Here is a 14,603-nt window from a genome sequence, read left to right as displayed (position 1 = left end):
TGGTGATACCTGCGGGGACCTTGGCATTGATCTTATCCCTGAGTTCCTTGAGTCTGTCCTCTATGAGCATTAAAATCGTCCTAAAAAAGAATTTAGTGGGCTAATTCTGGGCCGTTTCCTTTTGCGACCTCGACAGCACGTTCTTCGTACTTGTCCTTTGTGATGACGACGACACTGATATCCTCGCCCGATGCCGAGTCCCGGCGCATTGCGGCCTTCAGTGACCGGATGGCAAGTGCAGCGGCCTGTTCTTCGTCCATGTCAGCCTCGAAACGGTCTTCAAGCACACCGTACGCCATCGGCGACCCCGACCCGGTCGAGACGATGTCGTCTTCCTTCGAGGCGCCCCCCATGGCGTCGACGGAATAGACGCTCGGGCCGTTCCTGTCCACGCCTCCGACGAGGAGCTGGACATAGTACGGGTAGTAACGGTTCTGCTGGAGATAGTTGGAGAGGAGCGTCGCCGCTGCCACGACCGAGATTGTCTTCCCGTGGCGGACCTTGTAGAGGTTGCACTCGACCTGCATGAGGCGGGCGAGTTGCTGGGCGTCGCCGACACCGCCGGCCGTCGTCATGCCGATGCGGTCGGCGATCTGGTACACTTTCTTTGCTTTTTTACTGGCGATCAGGTTGCCCATCGTTGCACGTTTCTCGGTTGCAAGGACGATGCCATCATGGAATACGAGCCCCACTGTCGTGGTGCCCTTTAATATTTCCTGATTAATCTCAGGCATTGGAATACCCCCAAAAATTACACGCTAAAAGTTGGTAAAAGCGTTATCTGTTATAAGGGACACGAAGAAATTTAAAGGTTGTTGTTCCCGGGGTCCTCACAGAGCACCCTGATGATGTCACGGTCAAAGAGCATGGCGATGAGTTTTTTGTCGCCATTGACCACGGGGAGCTGGTCGAGACGGGAACGCTTCATCAGGAGTGCGCATTCGCTCACCGTTGCGTTCTTCGGGACGGTGATCACGTTCCTGACCATGGCGGTCTTGACCGGCCTGTCAGGGAGTTTCACCTTCGAAACGCCGTAACTGATGACATGCATGTCCCTGATGCTCTCCCATGTCCACTCATCGTCGTCGGTCCCGTTCGAGAAGTCGGAGACTTCGACGGAGTCCTCGATGTGTGAACTGCGGATGAGGTCGCGTTCTGAAATGATCCCCGCGACCCTGCCCTTCTCGTCCATGATCGGGACGGCCTCGACGTCGGAGATCTCCATGATCCTGCCGACGAGGGGGAGAGGTGTCTCTTCCCAGAGGGCGAAGGTGGTGCTCACGCAGTGGTCCTTGATCTCGTCCTTGATCCTGAGCTGGGCGACGGCGGCAACGATGTCGGCGACGCTGATCAGGCCGGCGAGTTTGCCCTCGTCGTCCACGACCGGGAGCCTGCGGAAATCGTGTTTGCTCATCACTGTGGCGGCCTCGGTGATGGTGGCGTCGGCCTTTATGACGATGGGACTGCGGGACATCAGGAGGGCGACCTGCGTCTCCTCAGACTTGCGGAGGAGGTCTTTCCTGGTCACCACGCCGACGACTTTCTTGTTCTCAAGGACAGGCACGCCTGAGATCCCGGTCCTTTTCAGGATCTTCAGGATATCGTCCCTGTTGCTTGGTATCTCGACAGAGACGACATCCTTTGTCATGTAGTCGATGACGTGCATGTCATCTGCTGTTTCGGGAATTATCTCACCACCATGGTTGTGCACCTGCTGTCCTGGACAACGTGTGCGGAGACGCTGCCGAGGAGGAGACGGTCGATGCCACTCTTGCCGCGTGACCCGATGACAATCAGGTCGGCCTGGAGTTCGTCGGCGAGTGCGAGGACCTCGGTCCCTGCATGGCCGTCCTTGAGATGGGTGACGAGGGAAATCCCTTCGGCGGCGGCGCGTGCTGTGCTCTTCTCAAATATATCCCGGCCTTCCTTCTCCAGCAGGGAGTAGATGACTTCCATGGTGTTGTCCATGGGAAGAGACGAGAACCTGCTGGTTTCGACGACATAGATCAGGTGAAGCGCGGCATTCCACATTTTCGCCTCTGAGAGGGCGACCTCAAATGCCTTCTGGCTTATCTCCGACCCGTCGACGGCGACGACGATTTTCTGGAACATAACTGCACCTCCAAAAATGAAACTTGCAACATAATTCCTTTTACGGATTTATAACAGTTTCCCGGATGGCATTTCCGTCCACTCTCCGGACGATCGAGGCGGACGGGTCGGTGCTGAACCGGAGATTCGCATATTGCGGGTTTATTATGATAAAATCCGCATGGTTCCCCTTTTCCAGCAGGCCGGATCTCCCGGCGAGGGCGGCGCCCCCGACGGCGGCGCGCAGCACCTGATCTGCCGGGAGGCGCGAGACCGTCTCGCAGAAGGCCATCTCCCTGAACATGTCTGGTTGGACGAACATGACGTTGTCCGTGCCGAGGTAGAAGGTGCAGCCGAGTTCGGTCATCTTCCTGAGGGGCGGGTGGTCCTGGCCGCGGGTCACGCCGAGTATCCAGTTCGAGCGCATGCAGACGGCGATGGGGATGCCGGCGTCGGCGATCTCCCGCAGTTGCCTGTCGGTGGCATGGGTGCAGTGGACGAGGAGGTCGGGCTCGAAGGCGAGGGCGCCGTCGATGTCGTCGGGGTCGCGCTCCCCGGCGTGGAAGGCCACCTTCTTCCCGGCGGCCCGTGCGGCGGTCACCTGCGCCTCGACGCCTGCGACGTCGCGGACGCTGCTGATCCCGATGCCGTCGGCCGTCATCTCTCCTCCTTCGCGGCCGAAGATGATGGGAGTGGTCGCCTCGCCCCTGAGGGCGTCGTGCAGGGCCGACACTCCCTCCGGGCCGCCTTCCCTGAAGTCGGCGAAGCCTGCGGTGCCTGTCGCCCGCATGGTTTCGACACTTGCGCGCATGCCGGCGACCAGGCGGTCCCGCGGGGTTGTGGCGAGGATGCGGTGTTTGAGGCCGTTGGGCGGGGTGACGAGGGCGGTGAGGTCGCCGCAGGTGGCGCAGTCCATCGCCACGGTGTCGCCGAGATGGGTGTGGGCGTTGAAGAATGCGGGGCAGATCCAGAGGTCAGGTGCCGCCGGGTCGTCTTCTATCCCCGCGATCCTTCCGTTTTCGACGACGATCGCCACTCGCGACGGCTCAAAGTCAGCACCGAGGAGGGCGAGGCCCCGGTACACCTGCTCGTGCATATCCATCCATTGGCACCGATTTTATATATATTGAGTGAGAAACCACAATCCATGGCAAAAAAGAGTGGCGGGCGGCTTGTATCGTCTGCAGGTCTCGTGAACTATTATGACAGCGAGGACCGTCGGGCGTTCCACGTCAACCCTGCCTATGTGCTCGCACTTGCGGTAGGTGTCGGAGTCTTCATCTTTATCCTGAACGTCTTCTACTGAATACCTTTTTTTGTGGGTCGATGCCGGCCCGCGGTTTCTGATCGGGCGTGACGCGAGAGGGAGTGCTTTTTTCTGCGCCGGCGTGAGGGGAGTGTGGTGAGAGACGGGCTTCCCTGTATCAGTCACCGGGAACACCGAGACCGGTACTGCCTTGTCCCCACTCTCCGCCGGGGGACTGCCGCCCCCCGGACAGCGAAACCTTCGGTTTCTTGACCTCACTTTGTTCGGAACTCGAAGACGAAGTCTTCTCGAACTCGCTGACGCTCGTTCCCCGAAATTAGGATAGGACGGGGAAGAGTGAGCAGGATATCCTGAGGAGGGAGAAACCATATCCCCGCCTATCCTGAGCGGGGACGACCGAAGGGAGTCGAGAAGACGAAGTCTTCGCGGTGCGAGCGGACCCCCGCTCAGGATTGGACCCGGGAAGACAGAACAGAGATCCTGAGAAGGGAGATTGCCAGTCCACCCCCTATCCTAATGACAGGGCGCGAAAGAAGTGAGCATGAGAAAATCTTTGATTTTCGAGCGGCAGCCTCCCGGAGGAGATACACATCCACTGCCTTTCTCCTATCAATCGACAGGGACAGGAAGATTGCAGTGACAGAGAGGGAAGTGCCATCGTTGCCGTCAGACGCGGACGCTCTTCAGACCATGCAGAGAGTTCCCGATCTCACGGCATCCGATCCGCCGCCCCGCGAAAAAAAGAATTTTTAGTTCCGGCCGAGCGCCTGCCTGATGATATCTTCCTTCTTGCTGAAGTGGAGGCTGTCGTGCCCGGTCCACGCCCCGCAGTTCCTGAAGACGACGGCAGGCACACCGTTGTTGCTCTCGCCCATCATGAAGTTCGAGAACCCGGCGATCTCGTCGATCACCGCCTCCTCCGTGATCTCCAGGGTGCGGCCGAAGAGGTCGTGGTCGCCGCGGAAGTCCCTGATCGCCGTCATGCCGCTCCACCCTATGGCGACACCGGTCTGGCCCCGCCTGAACGAACGCCCGCAGGTGTCGGTGATGATCACCCTGACGTCCTTCCCGCTGATCCGGTTGATCTCCCGGCGCACGCCGTCGGCGGCGCCCATCGGGTCGGGGGGGAGACGGATGATCATGCCGTCCTCGACATTGGAGTGGTCGATGCCCGCCCGCACACCCACGTGGCCGGTGACAGTCTCGGAGAGGATGAAGGGATCTTCCAGGATGACGTCGGTCGTGTCGTCAAGGACGGCCTGGACGAAGCGCGGGTCCTCGTGCGTTTTTTTCGCAATGCGCAGGGCGTTCTCCGAGGGGGTGATCTCGTCAAGCCTGCGGACATGCCCGTGCGCCTTGGAGTAGACCGAGGATGCGAGGCAGAGGATGTCGCCGTCCTCGAAGGCGACCGTGTTGCAGATCATCTCGGCGAGATGGTCGCCGGGATGGATGATAGGGAGGCCCACAACAGGGATTACCTGGATTTGCATAAGGATCACTATCAGCATCCTCCGGACTAATACCCATCGGTCCGGGTCTGGAGGATACTTTTAATATCATCATCTCTCTCCTCAGGTGCATGCGGGCAGGGCAAGAGTCCGCGGAGGTGTGCATGAGATGACCTGGTACAGTTACGGGACCCAGATCAAAGAAGAGATCCACCGGGGGAAGAAGTACGGCCCGGCGTGCAGGGAATGCGGGGAGATGGCCGCCGAGGCAACAGGCCCCGTGAGGATCGAGATCATCGTCCACGGGGCGGGCAGTGCCGCCGGAAAGGTAGGGCGCCTCTGGCGCTGGTAGGGTGCCGGACAGTCAGGAACAGGACAGGTGTCCACATCCCGTGGACCTCCACCCTGTTCAGGTGCAGAGAGGAATCTTTTTTACAGAGCACTGCCGATCTCCCCCTGATGTACCACGTCATCCGCTGTCCGGGATGCCTCACCTTCACCTATGTCGACCCCTACCAGCGCTGGAAACTCTGCCATGTCTGCGGCGAGGTGATTGACGTGAACCGGTCTGCGGTCTATCTTGAGGCCCTGGACCACCACGACGCGGATACCATCGTCTGCAAACTTGCGGATTTTCTTGAGGACACCGGCAGGAAAGACCTGAACGATGCGGAAAAAAGGAAATTGCGCTCTGAGTACGCCAGGTGGGTCAGGAGCCGAATGACCTGAGTCACCAGCGCTTTCCGCACTTCGGACAGAGCATGGTCACCTGCCGCCCGCAGTTGGGGCAGTATATCCCCCTGCGCTCGATGTATTCGAGGGGGCGCCCGCACTTTCTGCAGTACACCGGCGCCTCGTACCCGCATTCGTGCCTGATCATCACTCCAGATATTGAAAATTCCTGATGAAAAGTTTTCCCTTTCCTCTGTTTGCGATATCTCCCACAAATGCGGTAAGGGTTCCGCCGTCCGGGCCGACAATCTCTCCGGTCCGCTCGAAGGTCGGGATCATGCCGAGGACCGTGCCGAGGACCGTGCAGGTGCCCGCGGTCATGTTCCCGCAGGGACGGGCGCAGTCGCCGTGGATGGTGAGCGTCCCCCCCCGCATCTCGACGCCGGCCATGTCGCCGCAGTCCCCGTGGATGACCACCTCGCCGCCGGAGAGGTGCTCGGCCGCGAAGTCTCCGGCATCCCCGAAGACCTCCACCTTCCCGCCTCTCATCCCCTTCTTCTCGCCGCGGTAGCCTGAAGCGCAGTAGTGCCCGGCGTTCCCGCGACAGATGACCGTGCCCCCGCGGAGTTCGCGGGCAAACCAGCCTGCGGCATTGCCCCTCACCTCGATCGTACCGGCCGCCATGAAGTTGCCGCAGTGCATCCCGATGTCACCTTCGACTGTGATCCTGCCGCCGTCCATGTACTCGCCGACCCGTTTCACGCGTGAGGTGTCGCCGCGGAGCACGACCTCGACCTCGTCGACCGATGCCGCCTCTCCCTCGACAGTGATCTCGAAGAGGTCGGCGAGGCGCCGCTCCTTGTTCCCCTCGTAGACTGTGACGTCCGTCCCTTTCATGAGAATAGAGGGGACGATCTTCTCGGCCTCGACCGGGATATACGGGTTCTTCCGCTCCCGCATCGAGAGAGTTATCCTCATCAGAAGACCGCCTCCGTCTCCATCCTCAGGCTCCTCTTCAGGTACTCGTCCTGCACCGGGTAGTTGCTCATCCGCACCGAGTAATAGCGGTCGAACATCTTCACAAACTCCGTGTCCTGGCTGATGTCGTGGCCAGGCCCCATCTTCGGGTCGACCCAGATCGTCGTGTTCTCGCCGTGGACCAGGACCTCCCCGTCCCGCGTGACCGGCCGACCCCTCTTGATCGTGTACTTCGTCCGGGAAAAGGCGTCGATCACCTTCCTGTACTCCTGTGCCGGGTCGACTTCCCCGACCCGTATCGGATAGATCGCAATGTCGGCCTCGGCGCCGAGGCCGAGGTGGCCCTTCCCGATGCCGGTGATCCCGAGGGCCTTTGCCTGCCCGGCCCGCGTCATGACGGCGATCTCGTTCCAGTCGAGTTCACGGTCCAGGGCCGGGAGGACGACCCGTGACCCGGTCTCCGGGTGGACGGTCGCAAACTCGGCGTCACGGTACTTCTTGCTCATGAGGAGGGCGATGATCTCCGGGTACTTCACGAAAGGCGCACCATTCGGGTTGTCGGTCGTGAGCATGCACTGCCAGGGGTTCTTCACCAAGAGTGCGAGTTCCAGCCCGATCGCCCACATGACAGAGTTCACCAGGTTCTTTCTCCGGTAGTAGACAGGGATGATCCCCGAACCCGTCTCCAGTTCGACGTCGTGGTTCGACCACTTGTCGTGGTGGAGGCGGTAGAGGTTGAACTCCATAGGGCCGTCTGCGGTCATCGTCGTCGTCTTCCCGAACATCACCTGCCCCATGTCGATGACGATCTGGGGCCTGTTGTTCACCGTGTATGCCACCGGTTCGGCCTTCGAGCAGAAGGTCTTCCAGTCTGACCCGCCGTAACTGTGGAACTGGACATGAGTGGCGTACAGGGTCTGGCGTTTCTCGTTGAGGTCGGGGACCTGGTTGAAGGTCCCGACCGTGCAGGCGTAGTTGCCCGGGTTGCCCAGGTTGTTGCAGTGGAGGTGGACCGAGTGGGGGAGGCGGAGTGTCTCGCAGGCCCGGATCATCGCCAGGATGATCTCGATCGGGGTGACCCCGAAGTTCGGGACCTCGTCCTTGATACAGGTGATGTTCTTCCCGAACCCCCATGCCTCGGTCCCGCCGGGATTGGTGAGTTTGATCCCGAAACCCTTCACCGCGGAGAGTGTCCACCCGACGATCTCGGTGACCCTCTCCTGGTCGCCGTCCCTGATCGCATTCATAATCCCCCAGTTCCCGTCGAAGAGGGTGTTGGCCATCATGTCCTGGAGGGGCGTCGCCGAGAACTCCTCGTGGGTGTGGCGGGCTTCGAGGGGGGCCATCGCCCCTTCGAGGAGGGTGGTGTAGCCCATGACGGCGTAGCGGTACGAGTTGGCGTAGGTGGTCGGGACGGAGTAACCCGAGGTGGCGTGTTTCACGCCGCGGCGTGCCACCCTCCCTGCCCGCATGTCCTCCGGGCTCATGTACCGCCCGAAGTTCACCTTCGTGCCGCAGACGTGGGTGTGGGAGTCGACACCGCCGGGGAGGGTGAGGCACCCCCCGGCGTCGATCACCGTCGCCTTCGGGCCGACGTCCTCGACGATCCTGCCGTCCCTGATGGCGATGTCCATCACCTCGCCGTTGATACGGTTGATCGGGTCGATCACATAGGCGTTTTTCACAAGCAACTCGTTCATGGATGTCTCACCTCCTTTACTTTCTCGAATATTCTACCGACGATCTCGGTATCTGTCGGATAGCCCAGGTCCAGGAACGCCTTCATGTGGATCGGGACGCCGTCCATCCGGTAGGCCGTGCCCGAGGCATCGATGCCGGTGACGGCCGTCGGGATCTGGCACCGGCAGAGGGGCGTCGTCACTGTCTGCGCCGGGTCGATGAGCACCGTCGGGATCGAGGCGAGGTGCTCTAGACATTTCCGCGGGAAGTGGGCGCCGGGGTCGCTCGCCACGATGAGGCAGGCGTCACACTCCTTCCGTGCCAGGATGTCCACCGACGTCGTCTCGCCCGGGTTGTAGAAGGCGATCTGCCGGGAGAAGTCGACGGCATAGGGGTATCCCGTCATCCAGGTGAAGACTTCGTTCGAGCCGTAGACATTGTAGTGGCCGCGGAGAGGGGTGAGGGTCCACTTCGTGTGCCTGTTCAGTTCGTCCACCAGTTCGATGGCGTTCCTGACATTCTTGTACCGGCCCGGTGCCATGGTGAGCCCGACACCGAAGAAGAATGCTCCGAACTTCGCGCTTTTGCAGATCTCTGCGATCTTTTCAAGTTGCTCTTTCGTCACGCCAGCGACGGTCGGCGGCACGACGGCGCCGCGCCCCCGCACGATCGCCCGCAACGCCGAGAAGACTGCATAGTCGCCGCCCGGTTTGATCTGCACAAACTCGTCGGCGATACTCGCGGTCTCGGTCTTCCTGATGTCAACGACGATGAGTTTCCTCTCCCTGAAGGAGTTCTGGAGGAAGAAACCGTCGGCATAGGTGGTGTACCTGCTCATGTGCCGCGGGTGCGCCTCGGTCGGGTTGCAGCCCCAGTAGACGATCACGTCGGCCCTGTTCTTCACCTGGCCGAGGGTGCACCCTGGATGGCCGACTTCCTGGATGGCCAGGATGGACGGACCGTGGCAGACCGAGGTGGTCGAGTCGATGACACCGCCGAGGAGTTCGGCCATGGAGACACCGAGGCCCTGGGCCTCCCCCTGCGTGCTCGACCACCCGTAGAGCAGTGGCCTGTCGGCGTCGAGGAGGACGCCGGCGGCGTACTCGATCGCCTCCTCGTAACTTGCGTCCCGCCACCCGCCGGCGCCGTCCCGCATGATCGGTCCTTTCAGGCGGTCTTTCCTGGTGGTCATCAGTTTGTGGGTGCCGAGGGTGCAGGCATTGTCCACCCGGACAACCCTGTCCCCCTCGGTCTCGATGACGACGTCGTCGCAGAGGCACCCGCAGAAGGGGCAGACCATATCAGTGTAGATCATGGTCTCGCCCCCTGTTCATAGGCCACCCCGCCGATCTCTTCCATCAGTTCGGTCACAGTCGGCACCTCCCTCTCCGTCGGTTCGATCTCGACGGTCTGGGTCTTGAAATCAGGCATCCCTGTCCCGTGGGTCTCCCCCCCGAGGACGTGGTTCGCATAGGGCCCGAGAGGGACGAAGACCATGCCACGCGGCGTCCCCTCCGCCGGGACGACCGAGAGGACGACCTCGCCCGCCGGTCCCCTCACCACGAGGTGGTCGCCTGACTCGACGTCGAGGTCCATCATGTCGACCGGGTTCATCATGCAGCGTGAGGTCGCCCCGGCATACTCAGTCCCGCTCTTCCTGTCGAGGCCGATGCCCTGCGCCACCGTCCTGCCGGTGTTGAAGAGGAACCTCATTTTCCCACCTCCTGCCGCCCTTCGGCGACCCGTGCGATCCTGATCGCCGTGGTCGGGCAGACACTCTCGCAGGTCTTGCACCCCGTGCACTTCTCGTCGTGGACAACCCAGAGGTTGCCCCGGTGGATCTTCATGATCACCTCGTCGTTTGCCGAGGTCCCGCCTGCGCCGAGTTGCGGGTCCGCCTCTTTGTTCACCGGGCAGGCGACGACGCAGTTCCCGCAGCGCACGCAGGTGTCGGGGTTCACGGTCACCTGATACCTGACCGAGATGTCGGTCCTGTCGCGTTTTTGCGTCTCCAGCACCCGTCCCGCGTCCAGGACGTCCTCGGGGCATGCCTCGACGCAGAGGCCGCACCTGATGCAGTGACCGGGGTAGATGTGCGGCGTCCAGGTCTCGCCGTCGCGCAGCACCTCGATCGCCCCCGGCGTCGGGCAGATCATCATACAGGAGAGGCAGTGGGTGCACTCCTTCCCGGTGAGGGCCGGGTAGCCCCTGAAGTACGGCGGGTCGACGAGGGGCGCCGTCTTTGCGAAGAAGAAATTCCTGAGCCACTCGGCCCGGAGAAATTCGCGCAGATACCAGATGATCGAGAATCCCATGTCCTTTTACCTCTCGTTGCACGCAATGCAGGGGTCTGAACTGATGAAGGTCGAGGTGACGTCGGCGATCGATGAGACGCCCTTCAGCATGTAGTGGCTGCATGCGTCGATGTTCATAATTGACGGCGTCTGGATGGCGATATCCTCGACCCGCCCGTAGCGGTCGGCCTTGACGAAGTAGGTCAGTTCGCCCCGCGGCGCCTCGCCCGAGTACCTGACCTCGCCGCCCTTGCAGATGCCCCCGCCCCGGATCGGGCCGTCGGGCATCATTGCCAGGGCACGCCGGATCAGGTTGATGCTCTGTTTCAGTTCCTCGAACCTGACCATGATCCGTGCATAGTTGTCGCCCTCGGTCCTGACCACCGGTTCAAACCCGATCTCTTTGTAGGTCGGGTGACGGGTCCGCTGGTCCACGGCGATCCCGCTCGCCCGCGCCGTCGGGCCGACGGCATGGGCTTCGAGCGCCTGCTCCTTCGTGAGAATGCCGACACCCTTGCTCCTGAGGGCGATCATCGGCCCGGTCTCGAACATCTTCGTATAGCGGGCGATGTTCTCGTCGAGGAGGTCGAGGGTCTCCCTGAGGACTTTTTCGTCCACAGGCCGCAGGTCGTAGCGGACGCCGCCCGGGATCATGTACGCGGTGTTCACCCGGTTGCCGGTGATCCGCTCGAGCATGTCCAGCACATGCTCACGCTCATTGAGGAGGTACATGCCGAGGGTCTCGTGCTCGATCGTGTAGCAGTACGAGAAGTTGGCGAGGAGGTGACTTGCCATCCGGTCAAGTTCATTGACGACCACCCTGAGGTATGCCGCCCGCGGCGGGGGCGTGATCCCGGAGATCGATTCCATCGCCTCGATGAAGACCATGTTGTGGACGACCGAGCAGATCCCGCAGACACGTTCCGCGAGGAACATCACTTCCTGCCAGGGCCTCCCGCGCATGATCCTCTCGATCCCCTTCTTCATGTAGCCCATCTCGACCTCGGTGCCGATGACGTGCTCTCCCCGGGTCTCGCACTTGATCCTGACCGGTTCCTTCCAGCAGGGGTGGACCGGGCCGACAGGTATGGATACATCGACCGTCTTTTTCATTGTCTCTTCTCCTCGTAGTCTGCGAAGATCGTCGGCGCGAGCGAGAGGACCGCCCTGATGATCTCGGTCGGGCGGGGCGGGCACCCCGGCACGGAGGCGGCGATCGGGATGTGCTTCGAGGCCGGCGGGTTGACGTAACTCCCCTCACGGTTGAAGACGCAGCCCGAGACCGGGCAGTTGCCGATGGCGATCGCCGCCTTCGGTTCGGGGATCTTCTCCCAGATACCTTTCAGTTTGTCTTCCCACTGGGGCGTGCAGCACCCGATAACGAGGAGGATGTCGGCCTCCCGCGGGTTGTTGTGGACGTAGATCCCGTACTGTTCGAGGTCGTACCTGGGCGAGAGGCAGGCGAGGACTTCGATATCGCAACCGTTGCACGAACCCGTGTCCACGTATGCCACGTGGATCGAGCGCGACCGCACGGCGTTCTTGAGTTTCTGGAGCATGTCTGTCATGGGGTGATCACCTCCCTGAGGGTTTTCTTTCCTTCTTCGACGGCGTCGGCAAGAGGCGTCCCGCCGTCGGCGAGAGCGCGGGCCTTCCCGTATGCGGTCTCCATCTCGGCGGGCGTGAAGACGGCGATCTTCCTCACAAAGAGGTCGCGGCCGAGGGCGTCGGCGAGGGCGTCGTGACCGCCGCCGCCTGCCTGCACCGCGTGTGCGGCTTCCCAGCGTGCCGGCATGTTTTCCATGTCCGACATGTCGAGGCGCTCGATGAGGTGGCGCCTGAGCACCTGCACACGCACGCCGAGGACGGCGGCCATCGCCCGCACCGTCCTGTCCTGCCGCGGCGCAGCAAGCACATTGTACTTCAGGGGGCGGAGGTCCTTCTCATAGAGGTATTCGGTCACAGGACACCTCCCACTTTCAGGAGACCATACAGCAGGAAGAGACTGACAGTGGCCCAGAGGAGGGCCATCTCCGTCGTCTTCAACCTGTGCTCGTCCTTTGACCCGAAGAGCACCCCTACCGCCGCAAGGATGAGAGCGGTGGCGATGGCGGTCAGTGCGAAAGAGGGATGGCGAGCGGCCTCGATGAGAAGGATGACACCGTAGACCACCGCCCCGGCGACGACAGCGTTTTTGATCAGACTCATGGGATCACCCCCGCAAGGAGGACATAGACGACGATGAGGCCGGCCACCCCGATCTGGATGGTGACCGTGTCGAAGGGTGAGAGCATCGGCGTCAGTGCGCAGATGAACGAGAGGGAGAGGAGGAGGAGCACCATCACCGCGGCTGCAAGGAGCAGGGGCATCGGCCCCAGGAAGATGAGGATGAAGGCGTACAGGAGGACGAAGGTCTTGAGCCCGAAGGCCGCGTCCAGTGCGGCACGCCAGACCCCGAAGTGCTCGGTGACATTGCCGCTGACGATCTCCTTGCTCTCGATGACGGCAAAGGGACTGTAGTGCATCTTCGCCAGCACGACGATGTACAGGGCGATGGCCGCCGGCAGTGCCGTGAAGAGGAGGGGGCCGTGCGCAACCTGCCATGCCTGGATGTCCGAGATCATCAGGGACCCGGTGACGAGGTACACGGCGGCGATCGTGGCGAAGAGCGGGATCTCCGAGGCCGCCGACATCACCGACCTGATCGCCCCGAACTTCCCGTACGGCGACCCTGAGGAGAGGCCGAGACCGTGCTCCACGATCTTGTGGAGCATGTAGACCGCGAAGAGGAGGAGGAGACTCCCGTCGGTGAGGAGGACGAAGAGGGCGGTGCTCCAGACGCCGATGGCGATGAGCACGACGGCCACGAAGAGCGTCTCGCTTGCCGTTGCCGGTATCCAGGTCTCCTTGAAGGAGAACTTCAGTGCATGAAGGATCTCCTGCCAGACCGGGGGACCGGGCCGTCCCTGTATCCGTGCGATCGCCTTCCTGTGGATGCCATGGAGGAGAAGGCCGGCGAAGACCGCGAAGATGAGATATTCGATCATGTCAGTACCCTATGAATGGGGTGTCCCCCTCTTTTTCTGCTGCATTCCACCACAGGCCGAGGGCGACAAGGAAGAACGGGAAGGCGACAACGTTCAGCACGATCGCGATCCAGGTCTCCATGAGGCCGAGGCGCCATGCCACCGAGGCGGCGACGCAGACAATCCCCGCCGCCACCGTTACCGCACCTGCTGTCTGTTTTTTCATCGTCATCACACCGTCAGGGCGATCTCCACCACTCTGAGGAAGAGGAGGAGGGAACTCACATGGATCATCAGTACGTAGGGTGCACCCGGCGCCCGCGTGATCTCGGCCTTGCCGATGTAGAAGGGCGCCATGCCCTCGCCCATCACGCCGACCACAAGGAGCATCTTCGCAAGAAGGGGCACGGCCCCGGCCCCGGCGAGTTCCCAGATCGAGAGGGTGCCGGTCGCCGCAAGGGCGATCGCCGCACCGCCGAAGAGGGGCACGGTGGCGACCATCGCCACGATCCCGTACTGGTAGGCGGCCTCGAGGACGTGCCTGTTCTTCACCGCCGCCACGATCCCGATGTTCGTGATCCCGATCATGGAACTGAAGAGGGTGAAGTTGAAGAGGTCGCCGGAGACCATCGCCCCGAGGGTCGCAAGACCGCAGGCGATGGCCATGAACCGCTGGAAGCGGAGTTGTTCGGGCGGGATCTCCTTCGTGTAGTAGGCGTCGCCGCCAAAGACGATGTCCACCGGTTTTTCCGGGCGGCTGATGATCACAAGCCCTATGAAGAGGAGGGCGAAGGCGAAGAGAACGGCCGTGTACACGCTGAAGTAGTCGACGATGTCGCCGAACTCGACTGCCAGCAGTTCCGCACCCTCGATGGGGAGGTCAAACATTCCGGCCACCCCGCATTGTGCCAACAAGTGCCATCTTTGCCATCACCTTCAGGAGGATTGCGCCGCCTGCCGCCATCACCGCAAAGAGCCAGTGCTGCGGGGCGATCATGAAGACGAAGAAGGCGACGATCCAGAGGGCCCACGCATAGCCCGAGGCCGTCTCGATGATCTCGAAGGCCTCGCTGTGCCCCTTGCAGAAGAACCAGAAGAGGATGCCGAGGCCCGCCACCGCACCGCCCGAGAAACACGAGAGGACGAT

The 14,603-nt window shown here is 61.9% G+C and carries 22 protein-coding genes; 3 read left to right on the top strand and 19 right to left on the bottom strand.

The features are described 5' to 3' along the window. Positions 1-92: 92 nt before the first annotated feature. From psmB to Q0520_RS06245, 4 genes are all read right to left on the bottom strand, one after another. Positions 93-734 carry an archaeal proteasome endopeptidase complex subunit beta gene (gene psmB / locus Q0520_RS06260; protein WP_298667701.1) on the bottom strand — a complete coding sequence of 214 codons (642 nt, stop codon included), beginning with the start codon at positions 732-734 and terminating at the stop codon, positions 93-95. Between the two features lie 71 nt (positions 735-805). Further along, on the bottom strand, positions 806-1,666 hold the full coding sequence (locus tag Q0520_RS06255) for a CBS domain-containing protein (RefSeq protein WP_298667699.1): 861 nt from the start codon (positions 1,664-1,666) through the stop codon (positions 806-808). 20 nt (positions 1,667-1,686) lie between these two features. Next, the gene (locus Q0520_RS06250; RefSeq protein ID WP_298667698.1) at positions 1,687-2,112 is read right to left on the bottom strand and encodes a universal stress protein; all 426 of its coding nucleotides are present in this window, start codon (positions 2,110-2,112) and stop codon (positions 1,687-1,689) included. 40 nt (positions 2,113-2,152) lie between these two features. Next, positions 2,153-3,187, bottom strand: a complete 1,035-nt coding sequence (locus tag Q0520_RS06245) for an amidohydrolase family protein (RefSeq protein WP_298667696.1) — start codon at positions 3,185-3,187, stop codon at positions 2,153-2,155. Between the two features lie 51 nt (positions 3,188-3,238). On the opposite strand from Q0520_RS06245, the gene Q0520_RS06240 reads away from it, so the two are divergent. Beyond that, positions 3,239-3,397, top strand: a complete 159-nt coding sequence (locus Q0520_RS06240) for a preprotein translocase subunit Sec61beta (RefSeq protein ID WP_298667694.1) — start codon at positions 3,239-3,241, stop codon at positions 3,395-3,397. Positions 3,398-4,107: 710 nt separating this feature from the next. Here the strand turns inward: Q0520_RS06240 and Q0520_RS06235 are convergent. Continuing rightward, entirely contained in the window at positions 4,108-4,848 is a 741-nt protein-coding gene (locus tag Q0520_RS06235) for a coenzyme F420-0:L-glutamate ligase (RefSeq protein ID WP_298667692.1), read from the bottom strand. A 127-nt stretch (positions 4,849-4,975) separates the two neighbouring features. Here Q0520_RS06235 and Q0520_RS06230 point away from each other — a divergent pair, with 127 nt between their 5' ends. Beyond that, positions 4,976-5,158, top strand: coding sequence for a hypothetical protein (locus Q0520_RS06230; RefSeq protein ID WP_298667690.1), 183 nt, complete (start codon positions 4,976-4,978; stop codon positions 5,156-5,158). 107 nt (positions 5,159-5,265) lie between these two features. Further along, positions 5,266-5,535 (top strand): DUF1922 domain-containing protein, encoded by a 270-nt coding sequence (locus tag Q0520_RS06225; protein ID WP_298667688.1) that lies wholly within the window; start codon positions 5,266-5,268, stop codon positions 5,533-5,535. A 1-nt stretch (position 5,536) separates the two neighbouring features. Here Q0520_RS06225 and Q0520_RS06220 read toward each other — a convergent pair whose 3' ends face one another. The 14 genes from Q0520_RS06220 to Q0520_RS06155 form a co-directional block, all read right to left on the bottom strand. Beyond that, on the bottom strand, positions 5,537-5,686 hold the full coding sequence (locus tag Q0520_RS06220) for a DNA helicase PriA (protein ID WP_298667686.1): 150 nt from the start codon (positions 5,684-5,686) through the stop codon (positions 5,537-5,539). Beyond that, positions 5,686-6,456, bottom strand: a complete 771-nt coding sequence (locus tag Q0520_RS06215) for a formylmethanofuran dehydrogenase subunit C (protein WP_298667685.1) — start codon at positions 6,454-6,456, stop codon at positions 5,686-5,688. The genes Q0520_RS06220 and Q0520_RS06215 overlap by 1 nt, the downstream gene beginning before the upstream one ends. Then, the gene (locus tag Q0520_RS06210) at positions 6,456-8,156 is read right to left on the bottom strand and encodes a formylmethanofuran dehydrogenase subunit A (RefSeq protein WP_298667683.1); all 1,701 of its coding nucleotides are present in this window, start codon (positions 8,154-8,156) and stop codon (positions 6,456-6,458) included. Before Q0520_RS06210 ends, Q0520_RS06215 begins: the two co-directional genes overlap by 1 nt. After that, positions 8,153-9,451 (bottom strand): formylmethanofuran dehydrogenase subunit B, encoded by a 1,299-nt coding sequence (locus tag Q0520_RS06205; RefSeq protein WP_298667682.1) that lies wholly within the window; start codon positions 9,449-9,451, stop codon positions 8,153-8,155. Before Q0520_RS06205 ends, Q0520_RS06210 begins: the two co-directional genes overlap by 4 nt. Further along, complete coding sequence (locus Q0520_RS06200; RefSeq protein ID WP_298667680.1) at positions 9,448-9,849, bottom strand: molybdopterin dinucleotide binding domain-containing protein; 402 nt, start codon at positions 9,847-9,849, stop codon at positions 9,448-9,450. Before Q0520_RS06200 ends, Q0520_RS06205 begins: the two co-directional genes overlap by 4 nt. Then, entirely contained in the window at positions 9,846-10,451 is a 606-nt protein-coding gene (locus tag Q0520_RS06195) for a 4Fe-4S binding protein (RefSeq protein ID WP_298667678.1), read from the bottom strand. Before Q0520_RS06195 ends, Q0520_RS06200 begins: the two co-directional genes overlap by 4 nt. 6 nt (positions 10,452-10,457) lie before the next feature. Further along, positions 10,458-11,543 (bottom strand): nickel-dependent hydrogenase large subunit, encoded by a 1,086-nt coding sequence (locus Q0520_RS06190; protein WP_298667677.1) that lies wholly within the window; start codon positions 11,541-11,543, stop codon positions 10,458-10,460. Next, on the bottom strand, positions 11,540-11,998 hold the full coding sequence (locus tag Q0520_RS06185; RefSeq protein WP_298667675.1) for an NADH-quinone oxidoreductase subunit B family protein: 459 nt from the start codon (positions 11,996-11,998) through the stop codon (positions 11,540-11,542). The genes Q0520_RS06190 and Q0520_RS06185 overlap by 4 nt, the downstream gene beginning before the upstream one ends. Next, positions 11,995-12,393, bottom strand: coding sequence for a DUF1959 domain-containing protein (locus tag Q0520_RS06180; protein WP_298667673.1), 399 nt, complete (start codon positions 12,391-12,393; stop codon positions 11,995-11,997). The genes Q0520_RS06185 and Q0520_RS06180 overlap by 4 nt, the downstream gene beginning before the upstream one ends. Continuing rightward, positions 12,390-12,638: a hypothetical protein gene (locus Q0520_RS06175; protein WP_298667671.1), complete on the bottom strand. Its 249-nt coding sequence runs from the start codon at positions 12,636-12,638 to the stop codon at positions 12,390-12,392. The genes Q0520_RS06180 and Q0520_RS06175 overlap by 4 nt, the downstream gene beginning before the upstream one ends. Beyond that, positions 12,635-13,477 carry a respiratory chain complex I subunit 1 family protein gene (locus Q0520_RS06170; protein ID WP_298667669.1) on the bottom strand — a complete coding sequence of 281 codons (843 nt, stop codon included), beginning with the start codon at positions 13,475-13,477 and terminating at the stop codon, positions 12,635-12,637. Before Q0520_RS06170 ends, Q0520_RS06175 begins: the two co-directional genes overlap by 4 nt. A 1-nt stretch (position 13,478) precedes the next feature. Further along, on the bottom strand, positions 13,479-13,682 hold the full coding sequence (locus Q0520_RS06165) for a hypothetical protein (protein ID WP_298667667.1): 204 nt from the start codon (positions 13,680-13,682) through the stop codon (positions 13,479-13,481). A gap of 5 nt (positions 13,683-13,687) precedes the next feature. After that, a complete protein-coding gene (locus Q0520_RS06160; RefSeq protein WP_298667665.1) occupies positions 13,688-14,344 on the bottom strand; it encodes a hypothetical protein in 657 nt (218 codons plus the stop codon). Continuing rightward, positions 14,337-14,603, bottom strand: a 267-nt coding sequence (locus tag Q0520_RS06155) for a DUF2105 family protein (protein WP_298667663.1), incomplete at its 5' end; no start/stop codon positions are given. The genes Q0520_RS06155 and Q0520_RS06160, both read right to left, overlap by 8 nt.

Origin of the sequence: uncultured Methanofollis sp., assembly GCF_937919355.1 — an archaeon.
GTDB lineage: Archaea > Halobacteriota > Methanomicrobia > Methanomicrobiales > Methanofollaceae > Methanofollis.
The sequence above is the reverse complement of the archived record's forward strand: the minus strand, read 5'-3'. Positions and strand labels throughout refer to the sequence as shown.

Coding starts and splice junctions, on each gene's coding strand:
- psmB (WP_298667701.1), bottom strand. CDS start 734: ATGCCTGAGATTAATCAGGAAATATTAAAGGGCACCACGACAGTGGGG.
- Q0520_RS06255 (WP_298667699.1), bottom strand. CDS start 1,666: ATGCACGTCATCGACTACATGACAAAGGATGTCGTCTCTGTCGAGATA.
- Q0520_RS06250 (WP_298667698.1), bottom strand. CDS start 2,112: ATGTTCCAGAAAATCGTCGTCGCCGTCGACGGGTCGGAGATAAGCCAG.
- Q0520_RS06245 (WP_298667696.1), bottom strand. CDS start 3,187: ATGCACGAGCAGGTGTACCGGGGCCTCGCCCTCCTCGGTGCTGACTTT.
- Q0520_RS06240 (WP_298667694.1), top strand. CDS start 3,239: ATGGCAAAAAAGAGTGGCGGGCGGCTTGTATCGTCTGCAGGTCTCGTG.
- Q0520_RS06235 (WP_298667692.1), bottom strand. CDS start 4,848: ATGCAAATCCAGGTAATCCCTGTTGTGGGCCTCCCTATCATCCATCCC.
- Q0520_RS06230 (WP_298667690.1), top strand. CDS start 4,976: ATGACCTGGTACAGTTACGGGACCCAGATCAAAGAAGAGATCCACCGG.
- Q0520_RS06225 (WP_298667688.1), top strand. CDS start 5,266: ATGTACCACGTCATCCGCTGTCCGGGATGCCTCACCTTCACCTATGTC.
- Q0520_RS06220 (WP_298667686.1), bottom strand. CDS start 5,686: ATGATCAGGCACGAATGCGGGTACGAGGCGCCGGTGTACTGCAGAAAG.
- Q0520_RS06215 (WP_298667685.1), bottom strand. CDS start 6,456: ATGAGGATAACTCTCTCGATGCGGGAGCGGAAGAACCCGTATATCCCG.
- Q0520_RS06210 (WP_298667683.1), bottom strand. CDS start 8,156: ATGAACGAGTTGCTTGTGAAAAACGCCTATGTGATCGACCCGATCAAC.
- Q0520_RS06205 (WP_298667682.1), bottom strand. CDS start 9,451: ATGATCTACACTGATATGGTCTGCCCCTTCTGCGGGTGCCTCTGCGAC.
- Q0520_RS06200 (WP_298667680.1), bottom strand. CDS start 9,849: ATGAGGTTCCTCTTCAACACCGGCAGGACGGTGGCGCAGGGCATCGGC.
- Q0520_RS06195 (WP_298667678.1), bottom strand. CDS start 10,451: ATGGGATTCTCGATCATCTGGTATCTGCGCGAATTTCTCCGGGCCGAG.
- Q0520_RS06190 (WP_298667677.1), bottom strand. CDS start 11,543: ATGAAAAAGACGGTCGATGTATCCATACCTGTCGGCCCGGTCCACCCC.
- Q0520_RS06185 (WP_298667675.1), bottom strand. CDS start 11,998: ATGACAGACATGCTCCAGAAACTCAAGAACGCCGTGCGGTCGCGCTCG.
- Q0520_RS06175 (WP_298667671.1), bottom strand. CDS start 12,638: ATGAGTCTGATCAAAAACGCTGTCGTCGCCGGGGCGGTGGTCTACGGT.
- Q0520_RS06170 (WP_298667669.1), bottom strand. CDS start 13,477: ATGATCGAATATCTCATCTTCGCGGTCTTCGCCGGCCTTCTCCTCCAT.
- Q0520_RS06165 (WP_298667667.1), bottom strand. CDS start 13,682: ATGAAAAAACAGACAGCAGGTGCGGTAACGGTGGCGGCGGGGATTGTC.
- Q0520_RS06160 (WP_298667665.1), bottom strand. CDS start 14,344: ATGTTTGACCTCCCCATCGAGGGTGCGGAACTGCTGGCAGTCGAGTTC.